Source organism: Micromonospora gifhornensis, from assembly GCF_016863515.1.
Lineage (GTDB): Bacteria > Actinomycetota > Actinomycetes > Mycobacteriales > Micromonosporaceae > Micromonospora > Micromonospora gifhornensis.
In genome coordinates this window covers 79,287-98,837 of sequence record NZ_BOPA01000005.1, presented here as the reverse complement: position 1 = coordinate 98,837, position 19,551 = coordinate 79,287, and the positions used below count along the sequence as shown (strand labels likewise).

Sequence of the window (19,551 nt, the reverse complement as noted above, 5' to 3'; positions counted from 1 at the left end):
ATTCCCCAACAGGGCGTCACCGAGCGCCAACGAGGTGACGCGATGGCCGAGGTTCCCAGCGAGGGAAGCGACAAGCGGCGTCGTACCGTGCGCACCGCGTCGGCCAAGCCGACCCCACGGGTACGCATGTCGGCTGCTCAACGTCGCGAACAGCTGATCTCGATCGGCCGGCAGATCTTCGCCGAGCGCGGCTTCGATGCCACCTCCATCGAGGAGGTGGCATCGCGCGCCAAGGTCTCCAAGCCGGTTGTCTACGAGCACTTCGGCGGCAAGGAAGGGCTCTACGCGGTGGTGGTGGACCGGGAGGTCCGCGCCCTGCTGGATCGGATCACCACCGCGTTGACCGCCGGCCATCCGCGCGAGTTGCTGGAGCAGGCGGCGTTGGCGCTGCTCGGCTACATCGAGGAGGAGACGAGCGGGTTCCGGGTGCTGGTGCGGGAGTCGCCGGTGCTCTCCGCGAGCGGCAATTTCAGCAGCGTGATGAACGACGTGGCGCACCAGGTGGAGCACATCCTGGGCGCGGAGTTCTCCAGCCGGGGGTACGACCCGAAGCTTGCCGAGTTGTACGCGCAGGCGCTGGTGGGCATGGTCGCGTTGACCGGCCGCTGGTGGTTGGAGGTACGCAAGCCACGCAAGGAGACGGTGGCCGCGCACCTGGTGAACCTGTCCTGGAACGGCCTGTCGCATCTGGAGGCGAAGCCGGGGTTGATCACCGCCGGCCGCTGATCACCGCAGGCTGGTCGATCGCCGCAAGCGGTTGATCGCCAGCCGTTGCTCGTCGGGGGGTCAGCGGCGGCGGTGGATCTCGGCGACGGGGTGGTAGCGGCGCTCCCGCTCGGCCTCGGCGTGCTCGGGTGGGCCCACCTTGTCGTAGAGGCCGGTGCCGAGCAGGATCAGCCCGAAGAGCATCGACACGACCACCGTCGACATCGAGAAGTTCAGGAAGTTGGCGCGGGTCTGCAGGAACGACATCATCAGGATGCTGGTGACCAGGAAGACGACTCCGGCGGTCAGGTTCATGTAGTGGCCCAGGTTGCCGCGCCGGGACGCGCCGACGATGAGCACGGCTCCGAAGATCACCGAGGCCAGCGAGAAGGCCAGGTTGGTCCGGAGTCCGAGGGCCCAGCTCCCGTCGCGGGCGAACAGCGGTTCACCCCAGGTCGACACGGTGCCCCAGACGCCGAACGCCAGGATGTAGAGCCCGATCAGGCCGGACAGCACCCGGTAGATCGGCCGCGCCGGATGGTTGATGGGAAAGTGTGGCATCGACCCCTCCACGCCACCGGGAACAATCCGGACAATTGTCCCCCACCATCCCCACCGGCGTCAGCCGTTCCCCAAGGATCACCCACACTCCGGCCGTGCAGCCAGAACGATGCGCAACCACGAAGGGTTTCGCCGGAGCCCGACCCGCGCAGGGATCAAGCCTGACCGCCCGGAGCGGGTCGGGCTCTGGCGAAACCCCACCGCAACCAGTTCACAACTCAGAGCACGAGCCGAGCCTTCTGCCAGGCCTCGTGCTCCTCGTCCGTGCCGACCTTGCTGTACATGCCGGACATCAGCAGCGCGAGGCTGAGGAGCATGAGCACGATGACGGTGGCCACGCTGAGGTTGAAGATGTTGGCGTCGGTACGCAGGAAGGCGAGCCCGCCCAGGCTCACCACCATGATCAGGTACGCGCTCCACTGGTTGATCAGCACGTCCAGGTTGCGGCCGATGACCGTACCGGCCAGCACGACGGCGCCGATCACGATGCTCAGCAGCGAGAAGCCGAGGTTGGTCCCCTGCCCGAGCACCTGAGTGTCGCCCTGACCGAAGAACGGGTCGCCGGTGCTGGCGAAGAAGCCGAGCAGACCGAAGAGCACCAGGTACAGACCGATCAGCCCGCCGAGCGCCCGGTAGATCGGCCGCGCGGGGTGGTTGACGGGGGTGTGGGCCATTTCTGTGTCTCCAACGCCGTTGGGTCAGGGTCTTCCGGGGATTGTCCCGTACCCCACGGTGTGACGCCGCACACGGGGTCCCCGGCAGGTCGGGACGTCGCCGCCCGGCGTCGGCGCATCGTCGAGGAGGGGCAATCAGTTCAGCCGGCGGGGATCTCGTCGGCCAGGGCGAGCCAGGTCTCCTCGATCTGCTCCCGTTCCGCCCGTACCTGGTTGAGCTGGGCGTCCAGCTCGGCGACCTTGTTGTAGTCGGTGGCGTTGGCGGCGAGCTGGTCGAGCAGCGTGGCTTCCTTCTGCTCCAGCTTGCTGACCTGCCGTTCCAACCGGGTCAGTTCCTTGCGGGCCTGTCGGGCCTCGGCGGCGCTCATCCCGCTGGTAGTGCTGGCCGCGGCGGTGGTCGGTGCGGCGGGTGCGGCGTTGAGGCCGGGCCGGTTGGCGGCTCGGCTGAGGTACTCCTCGACACCGCCGGGCAGGTGCACCAGCCGCCCGTCGCCGAACATCCCGTACGCCGTGTCGGCCACCCGCTCGATGAGGTAGCGGTCGTGGCTGGCCACCACGATGGTGCCGGGCCAGGAGTCGAGCAGGTCCTCCAGGGCGGCGAGGGTGTCGGTGTCGAGGTCGTTTGTGGGCTCGTCGAGTAGCAGCACGTTCGGTTCGCCGGCGAGCAGGCGCAGCATCTGCAACCGGCGACGCTCACCACCGGACAGGTCGCCGACGGGGGTCCATAGCCGCCGGTCGTCGAAGCCGAAGACCTCGGCGAGTTGGGCTGCGGAGATCTCCCGGTCGCCGAGGCGTACCCGCCGGGCGACCTCCTCGACGGCTTCGAGGACGCGCAGCTCGCTGGGGAGTTCGCGCAGTTCCTGGGAGAGGAACGCGGGCCGTACGGTGGAGCCGGTGATCAGCCGACCGCCGTCGGGGTGGGTGATGCCGGCGAGCATCCGCAGCAGCGTGGTCTTGCCGGCGCCGTTCGCGCCGAGGATGGCGACCCGGTCGCCGGGGCCGACCTGCCAGGTGGCGTCTTCGAGGATGGTCTTGGGGCCGGCGTGCAGTCGGACGTGCTCCAGGTCGTACACCTGCTTGCCGAGCCGGGCGGTGGCCAGGCGTTGCAGGGAGGTGGTGTCGCGCGGGGGTGGCACGTCGGCGATGAGCGCGTTTGCCGCGTCGATGCGGAACTTCGGCTTGGAGGTCCGGGCCGGTGCGCCTCGGCGCAGCCAGGCGATCTCCTTGCGGAGCAGGTTCTGCCGGCGGGCCTCGGTGGCGGCGGCGACCCGTTCGCGTTCGACGCGGGCCAGGGTCCAGGCCGCGTAGCCGCCCTCGTAGGCGCGGACGGTCTGGTCGGCCACTTCCCAGGTGGTGGTGCAGACCGCGTCGAGGAACCAGCGGTCGTGGGTGACCACGACGAGGGCGCCCTTGCGGCCGAGCAGGTGCCGGGCCAGCCAGTCGACGCCGCCCACGTCGAGGTGGTTGGTGGGCTCGTCGAGGATGAGCAGGTCGGCTTCGCGGACCAGCAGGGCGGCCAGCGCGACGCGGCGGCGTTCGCCACCGGACATCGGTCCGACCGGGGTGTCGAGGCCGAGGTAGGGCATGCCGAGCCCGTCGAGGATGGCGCGTACGCCCGCGTCGCCGGCCCATTCGTGCTCGGCGCCCATGCTCTCGGCGAGCCATTCGGTGCCGAGCACGACGTCGCGGACGGTGGCGTCGGGGCTGAGGGTGAGGTTCTGGGGCAGCCAGGCGACCCGCAGGTCACGGCGGTGGGTGACGCGGCCGTCGTCGGGTTCCTCGGCGCGGGTGAGCAGCCGCAGCAGCGTCGACTTACCGGCGCCGTTGAGCCCGACCACGCCGATCCGGTCGGCGTCGTCGAGGCCGAGCGAGACGTCGGTGAGCAGCGGCCCGGCGGCGCCGTAGCCCTTGGACACCCGGTCCAGGTTGACGATGTTGGCCACGAACCCACCTCTCATGATCAAGGCGTCCCGGTGCCGGCGGGCACCTGGGGACGCCTGGCTTTCAGGGTACGCGGAGCAGCGCTCCGCCTGCCGGCAGCGCCCCGTCGCCCGCGCAGCCAGGGAACACAGCCTGCGCAGCCAGGGAACACAGCCAAGGTCACGCTCGATCTGGGATCAAGTGGCTCAGTGCCCGCGATAAGGCCACTCGATCCCGGATCGAGCACGATCTTGCCAAAGGCGGCGCGGTGGTCGGGGCGGTCTCGGCGACCAGCGGGCGCAGTGGTCAGGGCCGCCTGGCGGCCAGCGGGCGTGATGGTCGGACCGGTCTGGGCGACCAGCGGGCGTGGTGGTCAGGTGATGCGGGCGCCGTGGACCGGGCCGTGAGCGGTGCGGACCTGCCGGCACACCTCGGCCGCGGCCAACTCGGCGGCGACCCGCTCGGCGTCGGCCGCATCGGCGGTGAGGAAGACGCAGGTGGGGCCGGAGCCGGAGACGATGCCGGCCAGGGCGCCGGCCGCCTCCCCGGCCTTCAGGGTGGTCGCCAGGGAGGGGCGCAGGGACAGAGCGGCGTCCTGCAGGTCGTTGCCGAGGGTCCGGGCCAGCACCCGGGGGTCGCGCTGGCGCAACGCGCCAAGCAGGGCGTCGGTGCTGCCGAGCGCCGGTCCCGCGGCCCCGGTCTCGCGCAGCCGGTCGAGTTCGCGGTACGCCTGGGGGGTGGACAGGCCGCCGTCGGCGATGGCCACCACCCAGTGCCAGGAGGTGGGGCGGGCCAGGACGGGGCTGATCGCCTCGCCCCGGCCGGTGCCGAGGGCGGTGCCGCCGTGGATCAGGAACGGCACGTCCGAGCCGAGGTCGGCGGCGATGCCGGCCAGTTCGTCGCGGGACAGGCCGGTGCCCCAGAGCGCGTCGCAGGCCACCAGCGTGGCGGCGGCGTCTGCGCTGCCTCCGGCGAGGCCGCCGGCGAGGGGGATCTGTTTGCGCAGGTGCAGGCGGGCGTGCGGCATCACACCGGCGTATCCGGCGAGCGCGTGGGCGGCCCGGATGACCAGGTTCGAGTCGTCGAGGGCGAGTTCCCCGGTGCCTTCGCCCTCCATGGTGAGGGTGAGGGTGTCGCCGCGCCGCGCGGTCAGCTCGTCGTAGATCGAGATCGCGTGGTAGACGGTGTTCAGCTCGTGGTAGCCGTCCCGCCGCAACGGTCCGACCCCCAGATGCAGGTTGACCTTGGCGGGCACCCGGACCCGGACCGGTCCGGTGGCCCCGCGCCGTTCGTCGTCGTCCCCCGGTCGCCAGGCCTCGGTCACCGGATGCCACCCCGTCCGCACGACGGGATGTCGAACGACTTCTCCACGATCAGCTCCTCGACGGTGTCAGGCGGCCGGTCCCGCGTCCGCGTCAGCCTACTGCGCTGCGGACGTACCGCCTCGGGCCGACGCGGCCACCGCGGCGAACTGCTCGACGGTGAGTGACTCCCCCCGTGCGCCGGGGTCGACCCCGGCTGCGGTGAGCGCCGCGGCGGCCCGGTCGGCGCCGCCGGCCCAGCCGGCCAGAGCGGCCCGCAGTGTCTTGCGGCGCTGCGCGAACGCCGCGTCCACCACGGCGAAGACCTGTTCCCGGGGTACGTCGGTGCGGGGTGGTTCGCGGCGGGTGAAGGCGACCAGACCGGAGTCGACGTTGGGCACCGGCCAGAACACGTTGGGTGGCACCTTGCCGGCGGCGCGGGCGTGGGCGTACCAGGCGAGTTTGACCGACGGGATGCCGTACACCTTGGAGCCGGGGCCGGCGACGAGCCGGTCGGCGACCTCCTTCTGCACCATGACCAGTCCGTGGCGGAGGCTGGGCAGTACGGCCAGCAGGTGCAGCACCACCGGTACGGCGACGTTGTAGGGCAGGTTCGCCACCAGCGCGGTGGGTGCCGGGTCGGCCAGTTCGGCGCCGGTGATCCGCAGCGCGTCGGCGTGGTGCACGGTGAGCCGCGCGGCGTGCGGGCCGGCGTGCCGGGCGGCGGTGTCGGGCAACGCCGCGGCCAGCGTCGGATCGATCTCCACGGCGTGTACGTGGGCGGCGACGGGCAGCAGGGCGAGGGTCAGCGAGCCGAGCCCCGGTCCCACCTCCAGCGCGACGTCGTCGCCGGTGAGCCCGGCGGTGGTGACGATCCGGCGCACGGTGTTCGGGTCGTGCACGAAGTTCTGCCCGAGCCGCTTGGTGGGGGCGACACCGAGCCGGGCGGCGAGGTCCCGGATCTCCGCCGGTCCGAGCAGGTCTGCGGCCATAGCCCGACAGCCTACGGGTAAGGAAGGGCCCCCTCTTAACGCCTCGTGTATAGCAAGGGCCCCTTCTTAACGTCAGCGATCAGCGCCAGGGGCCGAAGGCCCGCTCGCCGGTGGCGGAGATCGCGGCGCAGAGGTCGTCGAGGTCGGCGCCGGTGGCGTCGGCCAGGGCCCGCACGGTCAGCGGGATGAGGTACGACGCGTTCGGTCGCCCCCGGTACGGCATCGGGGTGAGGTACGGCGCGTCGGTCTCGACGAGGATCTGGTCCAGCGGGGTCAGCGCGGCGGCCTCACGCAGCGATCCGGCGCTGGCGAAGGTGACCGTCCCGGCGAAGCTGAGCAGGTATCCGCGGCGGACGCACTCGGCGGCGAACTGCGCGTCGCCGGAGAAGCAGTGCATCACCACAGTGTCGGGTGCGCCCTCGTCGTCGAGGATGCGCAGCACGTCGGCGTGGGCGTCGCGGTCGTGGATGACAAGGGTCTTGGCGTACCGCTTGGCGATGGCGATGTGGGCCCGGAAGCTCTCCTCCTGGGCGGCGCGGCCGTCGTCGCCGGTGCGGAAGAAGTCCATTCCGGTTTCGCCGACGCCGCGTACCCGGTCCCGGGCGGCCAGCGACTCGATCTCCCGCAGCGCGGCGTCGAGGTCGGCCAGCCGGGGCGCCTCGTTGGGGTGCAGCGCCACGGTGGCCAGTACGGCGGGATGCCGGTCGGCCACGTCGGCGCCCCAGCGGGAGGATTCCACGTCGACGCCGACCTGGACCAGCCGGTCGACGCCCACGGCGGTGGCCACGTCGATCGCCGCGGTGACCGGGTCGGCGGCGTCACCGGCACCCGGCACCCCGACCTCGCTGACGGTGATGTCCAGGTGGGTGTGGCTGTCGAGCACCGGCCGGGGCAACGGTTCGGGTGCGGGCGGGAACTCACCGGCGCGGCGCGCGGCGCGCTGGCTGCGGGACTCGGTCGGCTGGCTCATCAGCGACAGCATCACACACGCGGTCGGTCCACCCGTCCGCCACCCGGTGTTCACCTCGACTACGCCGGGCGGTCCTACCGTCGCGGGGGTGACCGCAGGAAGCGAGGTGAGGCCGTGAGCATCACCCCTCGCGCCGAGGGCGCGGCGCCGGAGCAGACCGGGCTGCGGGTGGCGTACGGCGGTGCCGGGTTTCCAGTGGGTGCCCCGACCCAACTCGGCGTTGCCGTGGCGGCGGTTCGTGCACGTCACCGAGGTCGGTGCGGTGCACTGCCCGACCGAGCCGGCGGAGGAGCCGGAGGCGCCGCTGCTGGTGCCGCTGCGGCCACCACGATGTTGCGTACCGATGGCGGGGTGGCCGGGACGCGGCGGAGGTGACGTACGCGCTGCGGTGGCGGATCGGCCGGGCGGGTTCCGGGTGTTGGCGCTGACCCGGGCCGCCCACTACCCGGTCGACGGGGTGTCCCGCCTGCTGCGGCAGGCGACCTGGCGCGGCGTGCCCTGCCTGGTGCTCGGCGAGGAGGCGGAGTGGCTGCGGTTGCGGCTGCGGCATCCGAATCCGGACGCGGTGGCCGTGACCGGTGGCAGTGTCACGAACGGGGTGTCTACGAGACCTGGGTGCCCGGCAACGAGGTCACCGACGACCGGGTGGTCGATCATCCGTACGTCCTCTGACGAACCGGACACCGCCGGGTCCGGGCCGGGGTCACGCATATCGGCCGGTGGCTCGGGAATGCGGCGGGTGACCATGTCGTCCGACCGCAGGAGAGTGAGATGCCCTTCATCACCGTCGGTACGGAGAACTCCGCACCCATCGACCTGTACTACGAGGATCACGGTTCCGGTCAGCCGATCGTGCTGATCCACGGGTTCCCGTTCAACGGGGCGACCTGGGAGAAGATCTCCGGGCCGCTGCTCGCGGCCGGGTACCGGGTGATCACGTACGACCGCCGTGGTTTCGGCAATTCGGCGCAGCCGGCCCTCGGGTACGACTACGACACCTTCTCCGCCGATCTCGACGTGCTGATGACCGAACTGGATCTGCGTAACACGATCCTGGTCGGCCATTCGATGGGCACCGGCGAGGTGACCCGTTACCTGGGCGCGTACGGCTCGGACCGGGTGGACCGGGCGGTGCTGCTGGCACCCCTGGCGCCGTACCTGAAGCAGGCGCCGGACAACCCGGAGGGTGTCGACCCGAACCTGTTCGAAGGCTTCAAGCAGGCGATCATCGACGACCGGTTCGCCTACCTCACCCAGTTCTGCAACAACTTCTTCAACTACGACGAGAACCGGGGCAAGCTGGTCAGCGAGGAGGCCTACCGGGCGCACTGGGAGATCGGCGCGCGGGCCTCGGCGATCGGCACGCACGACAGCGTGGACGCCTGGGGCACCGATTTCCGGGGCGACGTGTCCCGCATCGACGTACCGGTGCTGATCGTGCAGGGCGACAAGGACATGGTGTTGCCGTACCCGAAGACCGGCCAGCGGTTGCAGCCGATGCTGTCGGACAGCCGGCTGGTCACCCTCAAGGGCGCGCCGCACGGCACTCCGTGGACGAACGCCGACGACGTGCTCAAGGCGATCATGGAGTTCATCGGGGCGCCGGCGATGGCCCGGGCCTGACCGCACCACGGACGCGGGCGCGACCCCGGTGCGGGGGTCGCGCCCGTCGCGCCGTTCAGCCCTCGAGTCGGGCCAGTTCCTCGTCCACGATCGACGGGTCGAGCTTGCGGAAGATCGGCTTGGGCGCCGCGAGCGGTCGCCCCACCTCCAGGGGTACGGACTCCCACCGCGCGCCCTGCGTGTAGTCGCCGGTCAGCACCGGGTACGCCGGCCCGCCGTCGAGGTCCTCGACCTGCTCGATGACCGGCATCGGGGCGTGCACCCCGGTGCCGCCGAGCAGCTCGTGGACCTTCTGCGCGGAGTGCGGCAGGAACGGGGTGAGCAGCGTGTTGGCGTCGCTGACCACCTGAAGGGCGACGTGCAGGATGGTGCCCATCCGGGGCTTGTCCGCCTCGTCCTTGAGCTTCCACGGCGCCTGGTCGGAGAGGTACTTGTTGGCCTCGGCGACCACCTTCATCGCCTCGCCGATGGCCTGCTTCTGCCGGTGCCGGGCGATCAGGTCACCGACCGTGGTGAAGCCGGCGCGGGCCACCGCGAGCAGCGCCTCGTCGGCCTCGGTGAGCCCGTTCGGGTCGACCGCCGGAATCTGGCCGAAGTTCTTCGCCGCCATCGAGATCGACCGGTTGACCAGGTTGCCCCACCCGGCGACCAGTTCGTCGTTGTTGCGGCGGAGGAACTCGGCCCAGGTGAAGTCGGTGTCGTTGCTCTCCGGCCCGGCGACGGCGATGAAGTAGCGCAGCGCGTCGGCGTCGTAGCGTTCGAGGAAGTCCCGCACGTAGATGACGACCCGGCGGGAGGAGGAGAACTTGCGTCCCTCCATGGTCAGGAACTCGCTGGATACCACCTCGGTGGGCAGGTTGAGTCGCCCGAGCTGGCCGGGCTCGCCGTCCCTGCTGCCCTCGCCGGAGTAGCCGGCGAGCAGCGCCGGCCAGATGACCGAGTGGAAGACGATGTTGTCCTTGCCCATGAAGTAGTACGCCTGGGCGTCCTTCCCGGCCCCGTCGGTGGACCACCACCTGCGCCAGGCTTCCGGGTCGCCGGAGCGGCGGGCCCACTCGATGGAGGCGGAGAGGTAGCCGATCACCGCGTCGAACCAGACGTAGATCCGCTTGTCGGTGCGCTCCCGCCAGTCGTCGAGCGGGATCGGTACGCCCCATTCCAGGTCACGGGTAATGGCCCGGGGCTGCAGGTCGGCCAGCAGGTTCTTGGAGAACCGCAGCACGTTGGGACGCCAGCCCTCCCGGGTGTCCAGCCACTGGCGGAGCACGTCGGCCAGGGCCGGCAGGTCGAGGAAGAAGTGCTCGGTCTCGACGAACTTGGGCGTCTCCCCGTTGATCTTCGACTTGGGGTCGATCAGGTCGATCGGGTCGAGCTGGTTGCCGCAGTTGTCGCACTGGTCGCCGCGGGCGCTGCTGTAGCCGCAGATCGGGCAGGTGCCCTCGATGTACCGGTCGGGCAGGGTCCGGCCGGTCGACGGGGAGATCGCTCCCATCGTGGTCTTCGGCACGATGTAGCCGTTGCGGTACATCCCCTCGAACAACTCCTGCACCACCGCGTAGTGGTTGCGGGTGGTGGTGCGGGTGAACAGGTCGTAGGAGAGACCGAGGCCGTGCAGGTCCTCCACGATCACCCGGTTGTACCGGTCGGCCAGTTCCCGCGGGGTCAACCCCTCGGCGTCGGCCTGCACCTGGATGGGCGTGCCGTGCTCGTCGGTGCCGGAGACCATGAGCACGTCGTGACCGGCCATCCGCATGTACCGGGAGAAGACGTCGGAGGGAACGCCGAAACCGGAGACGTGGCCGATATGGCGGGGGCCGTTGGCGTACGGCCAGGCCACTGCCGCGAGAACGTGACTCATGACGAGCAAGCCTAGTGACCCGTCGAGGGTGGCCGCGAACCAATGGGGGTGCCGAGTCGATGAAGCGGACCACTTCGACCCGGCCAGTCGTCCGATTTGTCGCCGACACGCTGCCTGAGCTGCCCTCTGTGACAGTTGTGCCAGTGTCAAATGAACCGCGTGACTGGCAGCAGAGCCGCCCGCGACCACGACGACGGCCTTCCCACGGACGCCCGGCCCGATCCGGGCACAGGTGCGCGTACTCCGTGGTCGGAGGTGCCGGCGGCCGCGCGTACGTCTGCGGTGGCACCGCAACCACGGACGGTGCCGCCCGACGGCGCGACGCCCACCGACCCCGCGCCGCCCGGGGTGGAGGTGGAACCCACCACCGGAGCGCCGGTCGACGCGCTGCCGCGTCGGGTGCCGTTGCGGTCCGCCGGGCGTCGGGGCCGCCGGACCGACGACGGTACGGAGGAGGCGTTCTGGGCGCCGATCGAGCAGGTGCACTGGGACGGCACACCGGTACGGCAGGACGCGTCGCGCACCTCCCGCACCTGGTGGCGACCCACCTGGCCGCTGCGGCGTGGCCGGAAACGGTCCAACCGTCCACCGGACCCGCTGGCCGGGTTGGCCGCACTTGTCGGGTTGAGCCTGGCCACGGCCTTCTTCGCCTGGGTCAGCGCCGGCCCGCTCTGGCTCGCGGTCGGGCATGCCACCTCGGGCAGCGTGGTGGTGACCGACTGCACCGGCGGCGGCTTGTCCCAGCGCTGCCGGGGCAACTTCGCCGCTGCCGAGGATCGGTTCCGCAGCTACGGCATCCGGGTCAGCGGGGTGCCCGAGCGGCGGGCCACCGCGGGCGCGGTGCTGCCCGCCCGGGTCACCGGCCCGACCGCCGACATCGCGTACGCCGACGGGGGCGTCGGTGCCCACCTGCGCTGGCTGCTCGGCCTGCTGGGGGTGCTGGGCTGTGCCGCCGGCATCGCCCGGTGGACCGGTGCGACCCGGTTCTCCGACCCGGTGGACCGACGCTGGGCGGTGGCCGCCGCGTTCACCGGCCCACTGGTGATCACCATTGGCTTCCTCGTCGCCGCCTGGTGAATCTCGCCCGTTAACAGGGGGCCCTTCCTATACCTGAGGCGTTAACAAGGGGCCCTTCCTTACACCTGGTGCACGATTGTGTAGACGTCGCGTCGGCGCAGGCCGAAGGTGCTCGCCACCTCGGTGATCGCATCGCGGCGGGTCAGGCCGGCAGCTTCCCGTTCGGCCACCGCGGCGCGCAGCGTGTCGTCGTCGGGGCGGGTCGCGGGTGTCGCCGGGGCACCGGCCACCACGAGGGTGATCTCGCCACGCGGGTCACCCTCGGCCGCCCACCGGGCCAGCTCTCCCAGCGGCCGGCGCACCACCTCCTCGTACGTCTTGGTCAGCTCCCGGCACAGCGCGGCGGGCCGGTCGGCGCCGAACGTGTCGGCCAGGTCGGCGAGGGCGGCGGTGACCCGGTGCGGTGCCTCGAAGATGACAAGGGTCCGTTCCTCGTCGGCCAGGGCACGCAGCCGGGACCGACGACCGCTCGGACTGCGGGGCAGGAACCCTTCGAAGCAGAACCGGTCGGAGGGCAGCCCGGACAGCGCCAGCGCGGTCGTCACCGCGCTCGGCCCGGGCGCGGCGGTGACCGGGATCCCGGCCTCCAGGGCGGCCCGGACCAGCCGGTAACCGGGATCGGAGACGCTCGGCATCCCACCGTCGGTGACCAGGGCGACGACCCTTCCGGCGGTCAGCTCGTCGACCAGTTCGGGGGTACGACGCTCCTCGTTGCCCTCGAAGTAGGAAATGATCCGCCCGGCGACCGTCACGTCCAGGTCGCGGGCCAGTCGGCCCAGTCGGCGGGTGTCCTCGGCGGCGACCACGTCGGCGGTGGCGAGCACGTCGCGCAGGCGGGCGGAGGCGTCGGCGGGGTTGCCGAGGGGAGCCCCGAGCAGAATCAGGCGCCCCAGGTCGGACATTTCACCCACGTTTGCGCGCTCCTTCATCGACGGTCGTACCGGATTCGGGGACGATGTACGCCACCGACCCCGTTGGCAGCCTACGATCGCCGGGTGACGAGTGCGTCGACAGCACACAGTGCGAGCGCCGACCAGCCGCAGCCGGATGCCGGATCCGCCACGACCGGTTCGACCGATCGGACCGACAGCGGCGTACCGGCGATGGTCCGTCGCCGGCTGGCCACCGTCGAGACCCGGTTGGACAGCCGGTCATGGCTGGCCACGGCGGTGGTGGTGGCGATCGCGGCGATCCTCAGGTTCGCCAACCTCAGCCACCCGCCAGGCAAGATCTTCGACGAGATCTACTACGCGCGGGACGCCTGGGCCCTTGTCGACAGGGGCGTGGAGTGGAACTACAAGGACGGCGGCCCGTCGTACGTGGTCCACCCGCCGCTCGGCAAGTGGTTGATCGGCCTGGGCGAGTGGGCCTTCGGCTACTCCGACGCCGAGCACGGCATCTCGGTGCCCGGCCAGCTGTTCACCACCGCGCCCGAGTTCGGCTGGCGCTTCTCGGCGGCGCTCATCGGCACCCTGTCGGTGCTGCTGCTGATCCGCATCGGCCGCCGCCTGTTCGGCTCCACGGTGCTCGGCTGCGCCGCCGGTCTGCTGCTCGCGGTCGACGGGTACCACCTGGTGTTGTCGCGTACCGCGTTGCTCGACATCTTCCTGCTCTTCTTCGTGCTCGCCGCGTTCGGCGCGCTGGTGCTCGACCGGGACGCCACCCGCCGACGGTGGGCCCGGGCGCTGGAGGCCGGGCTCGACCCGACCCTGCGGGGCCGCGCCGGCCGACCGCCGGGTGGCTGGCGGAACTGGCCGTGGTGGCGGCTGGCGACCGGGGTGCTGCTCGGCTGCGCGTTCGCGGTGAAGTGGAGTGCGCTGTTCTTCGTGCCGGTGTTCGCCCTGCTGATGCTGCTGTGGGACGTCGGTGCCCGCCGCTCGGCCGGGGTGCCACGGCCCTGGCGGGCCACCATGCTCGACGGTTTTCCCTGGATGGTGCTCGCCGGTGTGCTGATGGCGGTCACCTACGTGGTCAGCTGGTCGGGTTGGCTGCTCAGCAATGAGGGCTACTACCGGCTCGCCGAGCGCTATCCGCAGGCCGGGCTCAGCGACACCCCGATCATCGGCCCGCTGTGGAACCTGGTGCAGTACCACCAGGCCGCGCTGGGCTTCCACAGCCAGCTCGACGACCCGCACAAGTACCAGTCGTGGCCGTGGCAGTGGCTGCTGTTGGGCCGGCCGGTGGCGTTCCACTGGGTGCAGCCTCAGGGTGGCTGCGGGGCAGCAGCAGGATGCGCCGAGGAGATTCTGCTGCTCGGTACGCCACTGCTGTGGTGGTCGTTCCTACCGGCGCTGGTGGCGCTGGTCTGGCTGGGTCTGGCCAGGCGGGACTGGCGGGCCGGCGCGATCCTGCTGACCGTGGCCGCCGGGCTGCTGCCCTGGTTCTGGTTCGCCCTCGATGGCCGGACGATGTTCTTCTTCTACGCCGCACCGGCCGTGCCGTTCCTCGTCCTGGCGGTGGTCTACGTGCTGGGCGCGATCGCGTCACCGGCCGGAATGAGCGGGACTCTGCCCGTCGACGGCGCCGACGCCGAGGCGAGCCGAGATCGCCGGATGATCGGCACGGTGATCGCCGGGGCCTACGTGGCGCTCGTGGTGATCTGCTTCGCGTACTTCTATCCGATCTTCGTGGGCCTGAACATCCCGTACGCCGAGTGGTCGGCGCGGATGTGGCTGGGCAATCGCTGGATCTGACCGCGTGAGCGGAGTCCCGGGCCGGTGTCCGGGACTCCCGGCGTGGACCCGGTCCGCCGCCATCGGCATGAGGAGGCCCTACGCAAAAGGCCTGCACGTCTGGCGTGCAGGCCGGTGCAGTCGTCCGGAGCCCTCGCGGCTTGCGGAGGCAGGTCGTGCCTGAGCAGGAAATAGGACGCGCCCCGATCGCCTGCCACGGGGGAAGCGGGCGATTGGGGCGCGCACCAGCAGCTTAACCACCCATGACCAGCGGCACAACGGGGCGGCACGGGTCAGTTTTCCGACGAGACGGCGATGGCGCCCCAAACTTCCCGCGGTGACCGGTGCGTCACTGATCACACCGGGGCGGCGATCAACTTTCAGAACCGTCTGGGGCGGCGGGGCAACCAACCGAGGAAGCGATCCTGCAGGGAGGTCGACCCGGACAGGTGCAGGTCCTCGGCGGCGGCGGCCAGACAGGCACCCAGGTAGACGCTGAGCATCGCGCGATCGGTCACGTACTCGGAGAGCAGTTGGTCCCGCTTCGACTCACACGGCCATTGCGCGCCACAGGTGCCGCACGTCCAGTCGGGTGTCAGCGGGGCGTGCTCGTCCGGCACCACCGCGACCGCGCCGGTGTCCGCCTGAGTCACCCCGACATCCGAGCGATCCGCAACACCCGTCATCGCGCTCCCTTCCGCCTCGTCTCGGACGGCAGGCGAACCCGCCGTCGATCATCGACCGCAACCGTGATCCCCGCGCAGAACCAACAGCGCCTGGGAACGCTGCGGCGTTACATCGTTGCGGTACGTTCACGAGCCATGGCCGCCACCCACCATCACCGCTGCCCGCACCCGATCGACGAATCAGCGCCCGCCGATGCTACCGGGCGGACGGGTCGATCCCTGCGATCGGGAGTCGGCGGTGCGTGATCTGTTGCCTCCGGCCGTCGCGGTGGCGGTCGCCGAGCCCGCTGACTGGACCGGCGAGCTGTACGCCGTGGAGGCCGCCTGCCTCGGCGAACGGGCGGTGGACAGCCGCCGCCGCGACTTCACCGCCGGCCGGGTCTGTGCCCGTCGGGCCATGGCCATGCTGGGCCTGCCCGCCGTCGCCGTCCCCGCCGGCGCCGACCGGTCGCCGGTCTGGCCGCCGGGCACCGTCGGCACCATCACCCACACCAGGGGCTACTGCGCCGCCGCAGTGGGACGCACCAGCGAGATCCGGGCGGTCGGCATGGACGCCGAGCAGCACCGAGTGCTCGGTGCGGAGGTGAGCCGGCTGATCTGCCTGCCCGAGGAGGAGGAGCAACACGACAGGCTGCCCTCCGGCGTCGCCTGGTCGACGGTGGTGTTCAGCGCCAAGGAGACCGTCTACAAGATCTGGCATCCGATCGTCGGCGACTGGCTCGGTTTTCACGACGCGCTTGTGGAGCTGGATCCGGCCACCGCGACGTTCACCGCCCGGATCGCACCGGCCCGGATCGACGCCGCCGGGTCCCCCCACCCGCCCTCGGTGATCACCGGACGCTTCGCGGTGGACGCGAATCTGGTCCGTACCGCTGCGGTCCTGCCGCCACGCTAGGACTCCGCCCGGCAGCCGCCGATCGGACGATGACGCTGGCCGATCGGTGTTGCCGGTACGCGGTAGCGTCAAGCGGTTCACGTCGGTATCAGGTGCCCGAGGAGTACGGTGAGCTACCCCCAGCCCCCAGGTGGACCGCAGGACCCCTACCAACCCCAGCCCAGCGACCCGTGGGCACCACCGCCTGCGGCCGGGTCGACGGGCGGCGCGCCGCAGGACGGCACCTGGTCGCCTCCCCCACCGGCCGACCCGGGCGGCTCGTGGCCGACCCCGCAGCCGCCGAGCAGCGCCCCGCCGACCCCGCCGAGCGCCCCGCCAGCCCCGCCGGTGTCCGGCACGCCGCATCCCACCTCGGGTGCCCCGCAGCCCACCTCGGGTACGCCGTACCCGCCGGCCGGCCCGCTCCCGCCCAGCGGCCCCTTCCCGCCTGGTCCCGGCTACCCGGCCGGACCGTACGCGCCGGGCGGCGGCTATCCGCCGGCCGACCCGAACCCGGCCGGCGGCGGCTACCCGCCGCCCGGTGGCTACCCGCCGCCCGGTGGTTATCCGCCCGGTGGTGCCTACCCGCCCGGTGGTTATCCGCCGGGCTCCACTGCGGCGAAGCCCACAAGCGGCGGCAGCGGCAGCAGGACCACACTGATCGTGGTGATCACCGTGGTGGTCCTCGCGCTGCTCTGCTGCGCCGGCGGCGTCGTCGCACTGATCGCCGGGATGAACCGGACCGCCGATGAGATCGCCGAGGCGGTCCCGACTCCCCCGGTCACCGTCCCGAGGACTCCGGACGCCCCGCCCCCGGACGGTGGGATCCCACCGGCCTTCTCGGAGGAGGAGGGCGAGACGTTCAACATGCGCCCCGGCGACACGCTTGTCGCGAGCGACAACAGCGGCACGATCGAGATCACCGTGACGCGGTTCCGTACCGTGACCGAAAGCTGCCGTTCCTTCGCACCCGCCCCACAGCAGGGACGGTTCCTGATCGCCGAGGTGAGGGCCAAGGTCACCAAGGGCACCGCGTCGATCAACCCGTTCTACTTCCAGTGGCGGGCCGCCGACGGCAGCACCGTCAACGGGCTGGTGGGCGCAATCTACGGCTGCGGCGATCCGCTCAACGCCGGCAACGGTCTGCCCGCCGGCACCACGCGTACCGGCCGGGTCGTCTTCGACGTCGCCGACACCAATGGCGTCATGGAGTACCTCCACCAGTTCGAGATCGCCGGCTCCTGGAAGCCGTAGTCGGGAGACCACCGAGGGAAACCGGGCACACCGGGGCGTTTGTCCTCAATGGACGTCGCTACACTCCGGCCAGTGATCAACAAAAAATGGTCGTCAGTGGTCCTAATGGGACTACTGACGGCAACCACGCTGGCCGGCGCATTGCCGGCATCCGCCGACGACACGGCAGAACCCGTCACCGAGCCGCCTCGCGTCCAACTCGTGCTGGACGTGAGCGGCTCGATGCGGGCCACCGACATCGACGGGCGCAGCCGTATCTCAGTGGCCCAGCAAGCGTTCGGCGAGGTGGTGGACGCGCTGCCGGACGAGACCCAGCTGGGCATCCGGGTGCTCGGGGCCACCTACCGGGGTGAGGACAAGAAGCAGGGCTGCCTGGACACCCAACAGATCGTGCCGGTCGGGCCGGTGAACCGGGAACGCGCCAAGGCCGCCGTGGCCACGCTGCGTCCGACCGGCTTCACCCCGGTCGGGCTCGCCCTGCGGGAGGCCGCCAAGGACCTGGGCAGGGGCACCACCGCCCGACGCATCGTGCTGATCACCGACGGCGAGGACACCTGCGCCCCGCCGGACCCGTGCCAGGTGGCGCGGGAACTGGCGGCCCAGGGCACCACGTTGGTGGTGGACACGCTCGGGCTGGCGCCCGACGAGAAGGTCCGCCGGCAACTGCTCTGCATCGCCGCCGCCACCGGCGGGACCTACACGGCCGCGACCAGCGCGGAGGATCTCACCGGCCGACTCAAGCAACTGGTGGACCGAGCCCGCGACACGTACGCGACCACGCCGGCGAAGGTGGCCGGGGCCGACGTCTGCCAGGGTGCGCCGCTGCTGGCACCGGGCGTCTACACCGACCGGGAAACCTTCTCCGAGCACCGGTGGTACCGGGTGCCGGTCCGGCCGGACCAGGAGCTACGCGCCTCGGTCAGCGTGGCGATGGACCGCCCGGTCAACCCCGACTACGGCGTACTGCTGCGGGCCACCGCGTCCGACGGCCGGGAACTGGTCCGCGGCGTGGACGCGGGCAGTGGGCGTACCGACGTGGTGTCGGCCGGACTGCGCTGGTCGGCCGGGGCGGACGACGACGAGCAGGCGCGCACCGAGGACGCCACCCCGACTCCGACGGCCTCGGCGGCGGCCGTCACCACGGTCTGCCTGGTGGTCAGCAACATGTTCTCGCCCAGGGCCGGGACCGAGAAGGAACCCGGCATGCCTGTCGAGTTGACCGTCGACGTAGTGGCCGCCTCTCCCACCCCGGACGGGCCCGACCTGGGCCGGGGTTGGGTGCTGCTGCTCCTGTTGACCCTGGCCGGTCTGCTCACCGGGCTCGTCACCGGTCTGCTCACCCGCTGGTGGGTGGCCACCTGGAGGGAGAAGTGATGCGTACCCGATCGGCGATCCTGGCCGCCCTGGTGGCCGGCGGTGTCGCACTGGCACCGGCCACGGTGCTGGCCGCGCCCACCCCGACCCCCTCGCCCGGCGCCACCACCCTGACCAAGGTCGGCACCTCGTTCCTGAGCGCCACGCCGGTCGCGGCCGGTCAGCCGGTCCGGGTCGGCGCCTCCACCGGCGAATACCTCTACTGGTCGTTCACGGCGGGCGCGGGCGAGATCCACGAGATCAACGCCACCGTGTCGCTGGCCGAGGACCGGCGCGGCAGCTCGACCTGGGCGGTGGAGGTCTTCGACGGGCTGCGTCGCCGGCAGGCGTGCACGGCCGGTGCGCAGACTCCGACGGCCGACGCCTCGGTGTCCACCGTGGCCATCGGCTGCACGCTGCGCCGGGTACGGCCGTGGGCGGAGCCGTGGTCCGTCGACCCGCTGCCCGGCACCTACTACGTCCGGCTGACCGTTGTCGACGTCCCCGAACGCGACCTCGGCCTGCCGATCGACGTGGACCTGTTGATCTCCGCCAGCGGGGACGCGGGCAGCGCGCCCGAGGACGGCAGGCTGGAAGCGCCGCTGGTGCCACCGGCCAACGCCGGCAAGGTGCTGGAGGCGGTGCCGACGGCACCCACGCAGGACGAGGAGAGCGACGGCTGGAATCTCGACCTCACCGGCTGGCTGCCCGAGGCGGGCTCCCGGTGGATCTGGACCACGGCCGGCGGAGTGCTGGCCGCCGTCGCCGGGGTGGTCGGCTTCGCGCTGACCCGCCGCCCCGCCGCCCGGCGAGCCACCTGACCTCCAGGTGAGCCGCACAACCAGGTGAAGCCGCACAACCAGGTGAGCCGCACCTTCAGGTGAGCCGCCGCCGGCAGGTCGCGTCGGGTGCCGAGACGTGACCTGCCGGCGCCGCACGCTGCGCAGCTGACCGGGAGCCGCGCGACGGGTCGCCTCTTGTTCAGGCGCATGCACGTCTATTAGTTTGTTTACCATCCAGACGAACTCTCA

19 protein-coding genes are annotated in these 19,551 nt (G+C 71.4%); 10 read left to right on the top strand and 9 right to left on the bottom strand.

Features of this window, described 5'->3' with window-relative positions:
* Window positions 1-42 precede the first annotated feature (42 nt).
* A complete protein-coding gene (locus Vgi01_RS02950; protein WP_102658878.1) occupies window positions 43-726 on the top strand; it encodes a TetR/AcrR family transcriptional regulator in 684 nt (227 codons plus the stop codon).
* 60 nt (window positions 727-786) lie between these two features.
* Here Vgi01_RS02950 and Vgi01_RS02945 read toward each other — a convergent pair whose 3' ends face one another.
* From Vgi01_RS02945 to Vgi01_RS02920, 6 genes are all read right to left on the bottom strand, one after another.
* A complete protein-coding gene (locus Vgi01_RS02945; RefSeq protein ID WP_102658877.1) occupies window positions 787-1,266 on the bottom strand; it encodes a DUF4383 domain-containing protein in 480 nt (159 codons plus the stop codon).
* Window positions 1,267-1,484: 218 nt separating this feature from the next.
* Window positions 1,485-1,940, bottom strand: coding sequence for a DUF4383 domain-containing protein (locus Vgi01_RS02940; RefSeq protein WP_204290063.1), 456 nt, complete (start codon window positions 1,938-1,940; stop codon window positions 1,485-1,487).
* Between the two features lie 140 nt (window positions 1,941-2,080).
* Entirely contained in the window at window positions 2,081-3,883 is a 1,803-nt protein-coding gene (locus tag Vgi01_RS02935; protein ID WP_204290062.1) for an ABC-F family ATP-binding cassette domain-containing protein, read from the bottom strand.
* 350 nt (window positions 3,884-4,233) lie between these two features.
* Window positions 4,234-5,184 carry a 4-(cytidine 5'-diphospho)-2-C-methyl-D-erythritol kinase gene (locus Vgi01_RS02930; protein ID WP_204290061.1) on the bottom strand — a complete coding sequence of 317 codons (951 nt, stop codon included), beginning with the start codon at window positions 5,182-5,184 and terminating at the stop codon, window positions 4,234-4,236.
* Window positions 5,185-5,280: 96 nt separating this feature from the next.
* Window positions 5,281-6,153: a 16S rRNA (adenine(1518)-N(6)/adenine(1519)-N(6))-dimethyltransferase RsmA gene (gene rsmA / locus Vgi01_RS02925; protein ID WP_102658834.1), complete on the bottom strand. Its 873-nt coding sequence runs from the start codon at window positions 6,151-6,153 to the stop codon at window positions 5,281-5,283.
* A 79-nt stretch (window positions 6,154-6,232) separates the two neighbouring features.
* Window positions 6,233-7,135, bottom strand: a complete 903-nt coding sequence (locus Vgi01_RS02920; RefSeq protein WP_204290060.1) for a TatD family hydrolase — start codon at window positions 7,133-7,135, stop codon at window positions 6,233-6,235.
* Between the two features lie 102 nt (window positions 7,136-7,237).
* On the opposite strand from Vgi01_RS02920, the gene Vgi01_RS30440 reads away from it, so the two are divergent.
* From Vgi01_RS30440 to Vgi01_RS02910, 3 genes are all read left to right on the top strand, one after another.
* On the top strand, window positions 7,238-7,498 hold the full coding sequence (locus Vgi01_RS30440; RefSeq protein ID WP_239088781.1) for a hypothetical protein: 261 nt from the start codon (window positions 7,238-7,240) through the stop codon (window positions 7,496-7,498).
* Between the two features lie 150 nt (window positions 7,499-7,648).
* Entirely contained in the window at window positions 7,649-7,795 is a 147-nt protein-coding gene (locus tag Vgi01_RS30435) for a hypothetical protein (RefSeq protein WP_239088774.1), read from the top strand.
* 99 nt (window positions 7,796-7,894) lie between these two features.
* The gene (locus tag Vgi01_RS02910) at window positions 7,895-8,746 is read left to right on the top strand and encodes an alpha/beta fold hydrolase (RefSeq protein ID WP_102658832.1); all 852 of its coding nucleotides are present in this window, start codon (window positions 7,895-7,897) and stop codon (window positions 8,744-8,746) included.
* Between the two features lie 55 nt (window positions 8,747-8,801).
* Here Vgi01_RS02910 and metG read toward each other — a convergent pair whose 3' ends face one another.
* Window positions 8,802-10,604 carry a methionine--tRNA ligase gene (gene metG / locus Vgi01_RS02905; RefSeq protein WP_102658831.1) on the bottom strand — a complete coding sequence of 601 codons (1,803 nt, stop codon included), beginning with the start codon at window positions 10,602-10,604 and terminating at the stop codon, window positions 8,802-8,804.
* Window positions 10,605-10,754: 150 nt separating this feature from the next.
* Between metG and Vgi01_RS02900 the strand changes: the two genes are divergently transcribed.
* Window positions 10,755-11,681 (top strand): hypothetical protein, encoded by a 927-nt coding sequence (locus Vgi01_RS02900; RefSeq protein ID WP_233196876.1) that lies wholly within the window; start codon window positions 10,755-10,757, stop codon window positions 11,679-11,681.
* 59 nt (window positions 11,682-11,740) lie between these two features.
* Here the strand turns inward: Vgi01_RS02900 and rsmI are convergent, their stop codons facing one another.
* A complete protein-coding gene (rsmI, locus tag Vgi01_RS02895; RefSeq protein WP_373306839.1) occupies window positions 11,741-12,610 on the bottom strand; it encodes a 16S rRNA (cytidine(1402)-2'-O)-methyltransferase in 870 nt (289 codons plus the stop codon).
* Between the two features lie 66 nt (window positions 12,611-12,676).
* Between rsmI and Vgi01_RS02890 the strand changes: the two genes are divergently transcribed.
* Entirely contained in the window at window positions 12,677-14,374 is a 1,698-nt protein-coding gene (locus tag Vgi01_RS02890; protein ID WP_373306838.1) for a dolichyl-phosphate-mannose--protein mannosyltransferase, read from the top strand.
* Between the two features lie 359 nt (window positions 14,375-14,733).
* Here the strand turns inward: Vgi01_RS02890 and Vgi01_RS02885 are convergent, their stop codons facing one another.
* Window positions 14,734-15,006, bottom strand: a complete 273-nt coding sequence (locus Vgi01_RS02885) for a hypothetical protein (protein WP_102658827.1) — start codon at window positions 15,004-15,006, stop codon at window positions 14,734-14,736.
* Between the two features lie 271 nt (window positions 15,007-15,277).
* On the opposite strand from Vgi01_RS02885, the gene Vgi01_RS02880 reads away from it, so the two are divergent.
* From Vgi01_RS02880 to Vgi01_RS02865, 4 genes are all read left to right on the top strand, one after another.
* Window positions 15,278-15,934 (top strand): 4'-phosphopantetheinyl transferase family protein, encoded by a 657-nt coding sequence (locus tag Vgi01_RS02880; RefSeq protein ID WP_204290058.1) that lies wholly within the window; start codon window positions 15,278-15,280, stop codon window positions 15,932-15,934.
* 108 nt (window positions 15,935-16,042) lie between these two features.
* On the top strand, window positions 16,043-17,167 hold the full coding sequence (locus tag Vgi01_RS02875) for a hypothetical protein (protein ID WP_204290057.1): 1,125 nt from the start codon (window positions 16,043-16,045) through the stop codon (window positions 17,165-17,167).
* 48 nt (window positions 17,168-17,215) lie between these two features.
* The gene (locus Vgi01_RS02870) at window positions 17,216-18,541 is read left to right on the top strand and encodes a vWA domain-containing protein (protein WP_204290056.1); all 1,326 of its coding nucleotides are present in this window, start codon (window positions 17,216-17,218) and stop codon (window positions 18,539-18,541) included.
* Window positions 18,541-19,341 (top strand): peptidase, encoded by an 801-nt coding sequence (locus tag Vgi01_RS02865; RefSeq protein WP_204290055.1) that lies wholly within the window; start codon window positions 18,541-18,543, stop codon window positions 19,339-19,341. Before Vgi01_RS02870 ends, Vgi01_RS02865 begins: the two co-directional genes overlap by 1 nt.
* The last annotated feature ends 210 nt before the right edge of the window (window positions 19,342-19,551 follow it).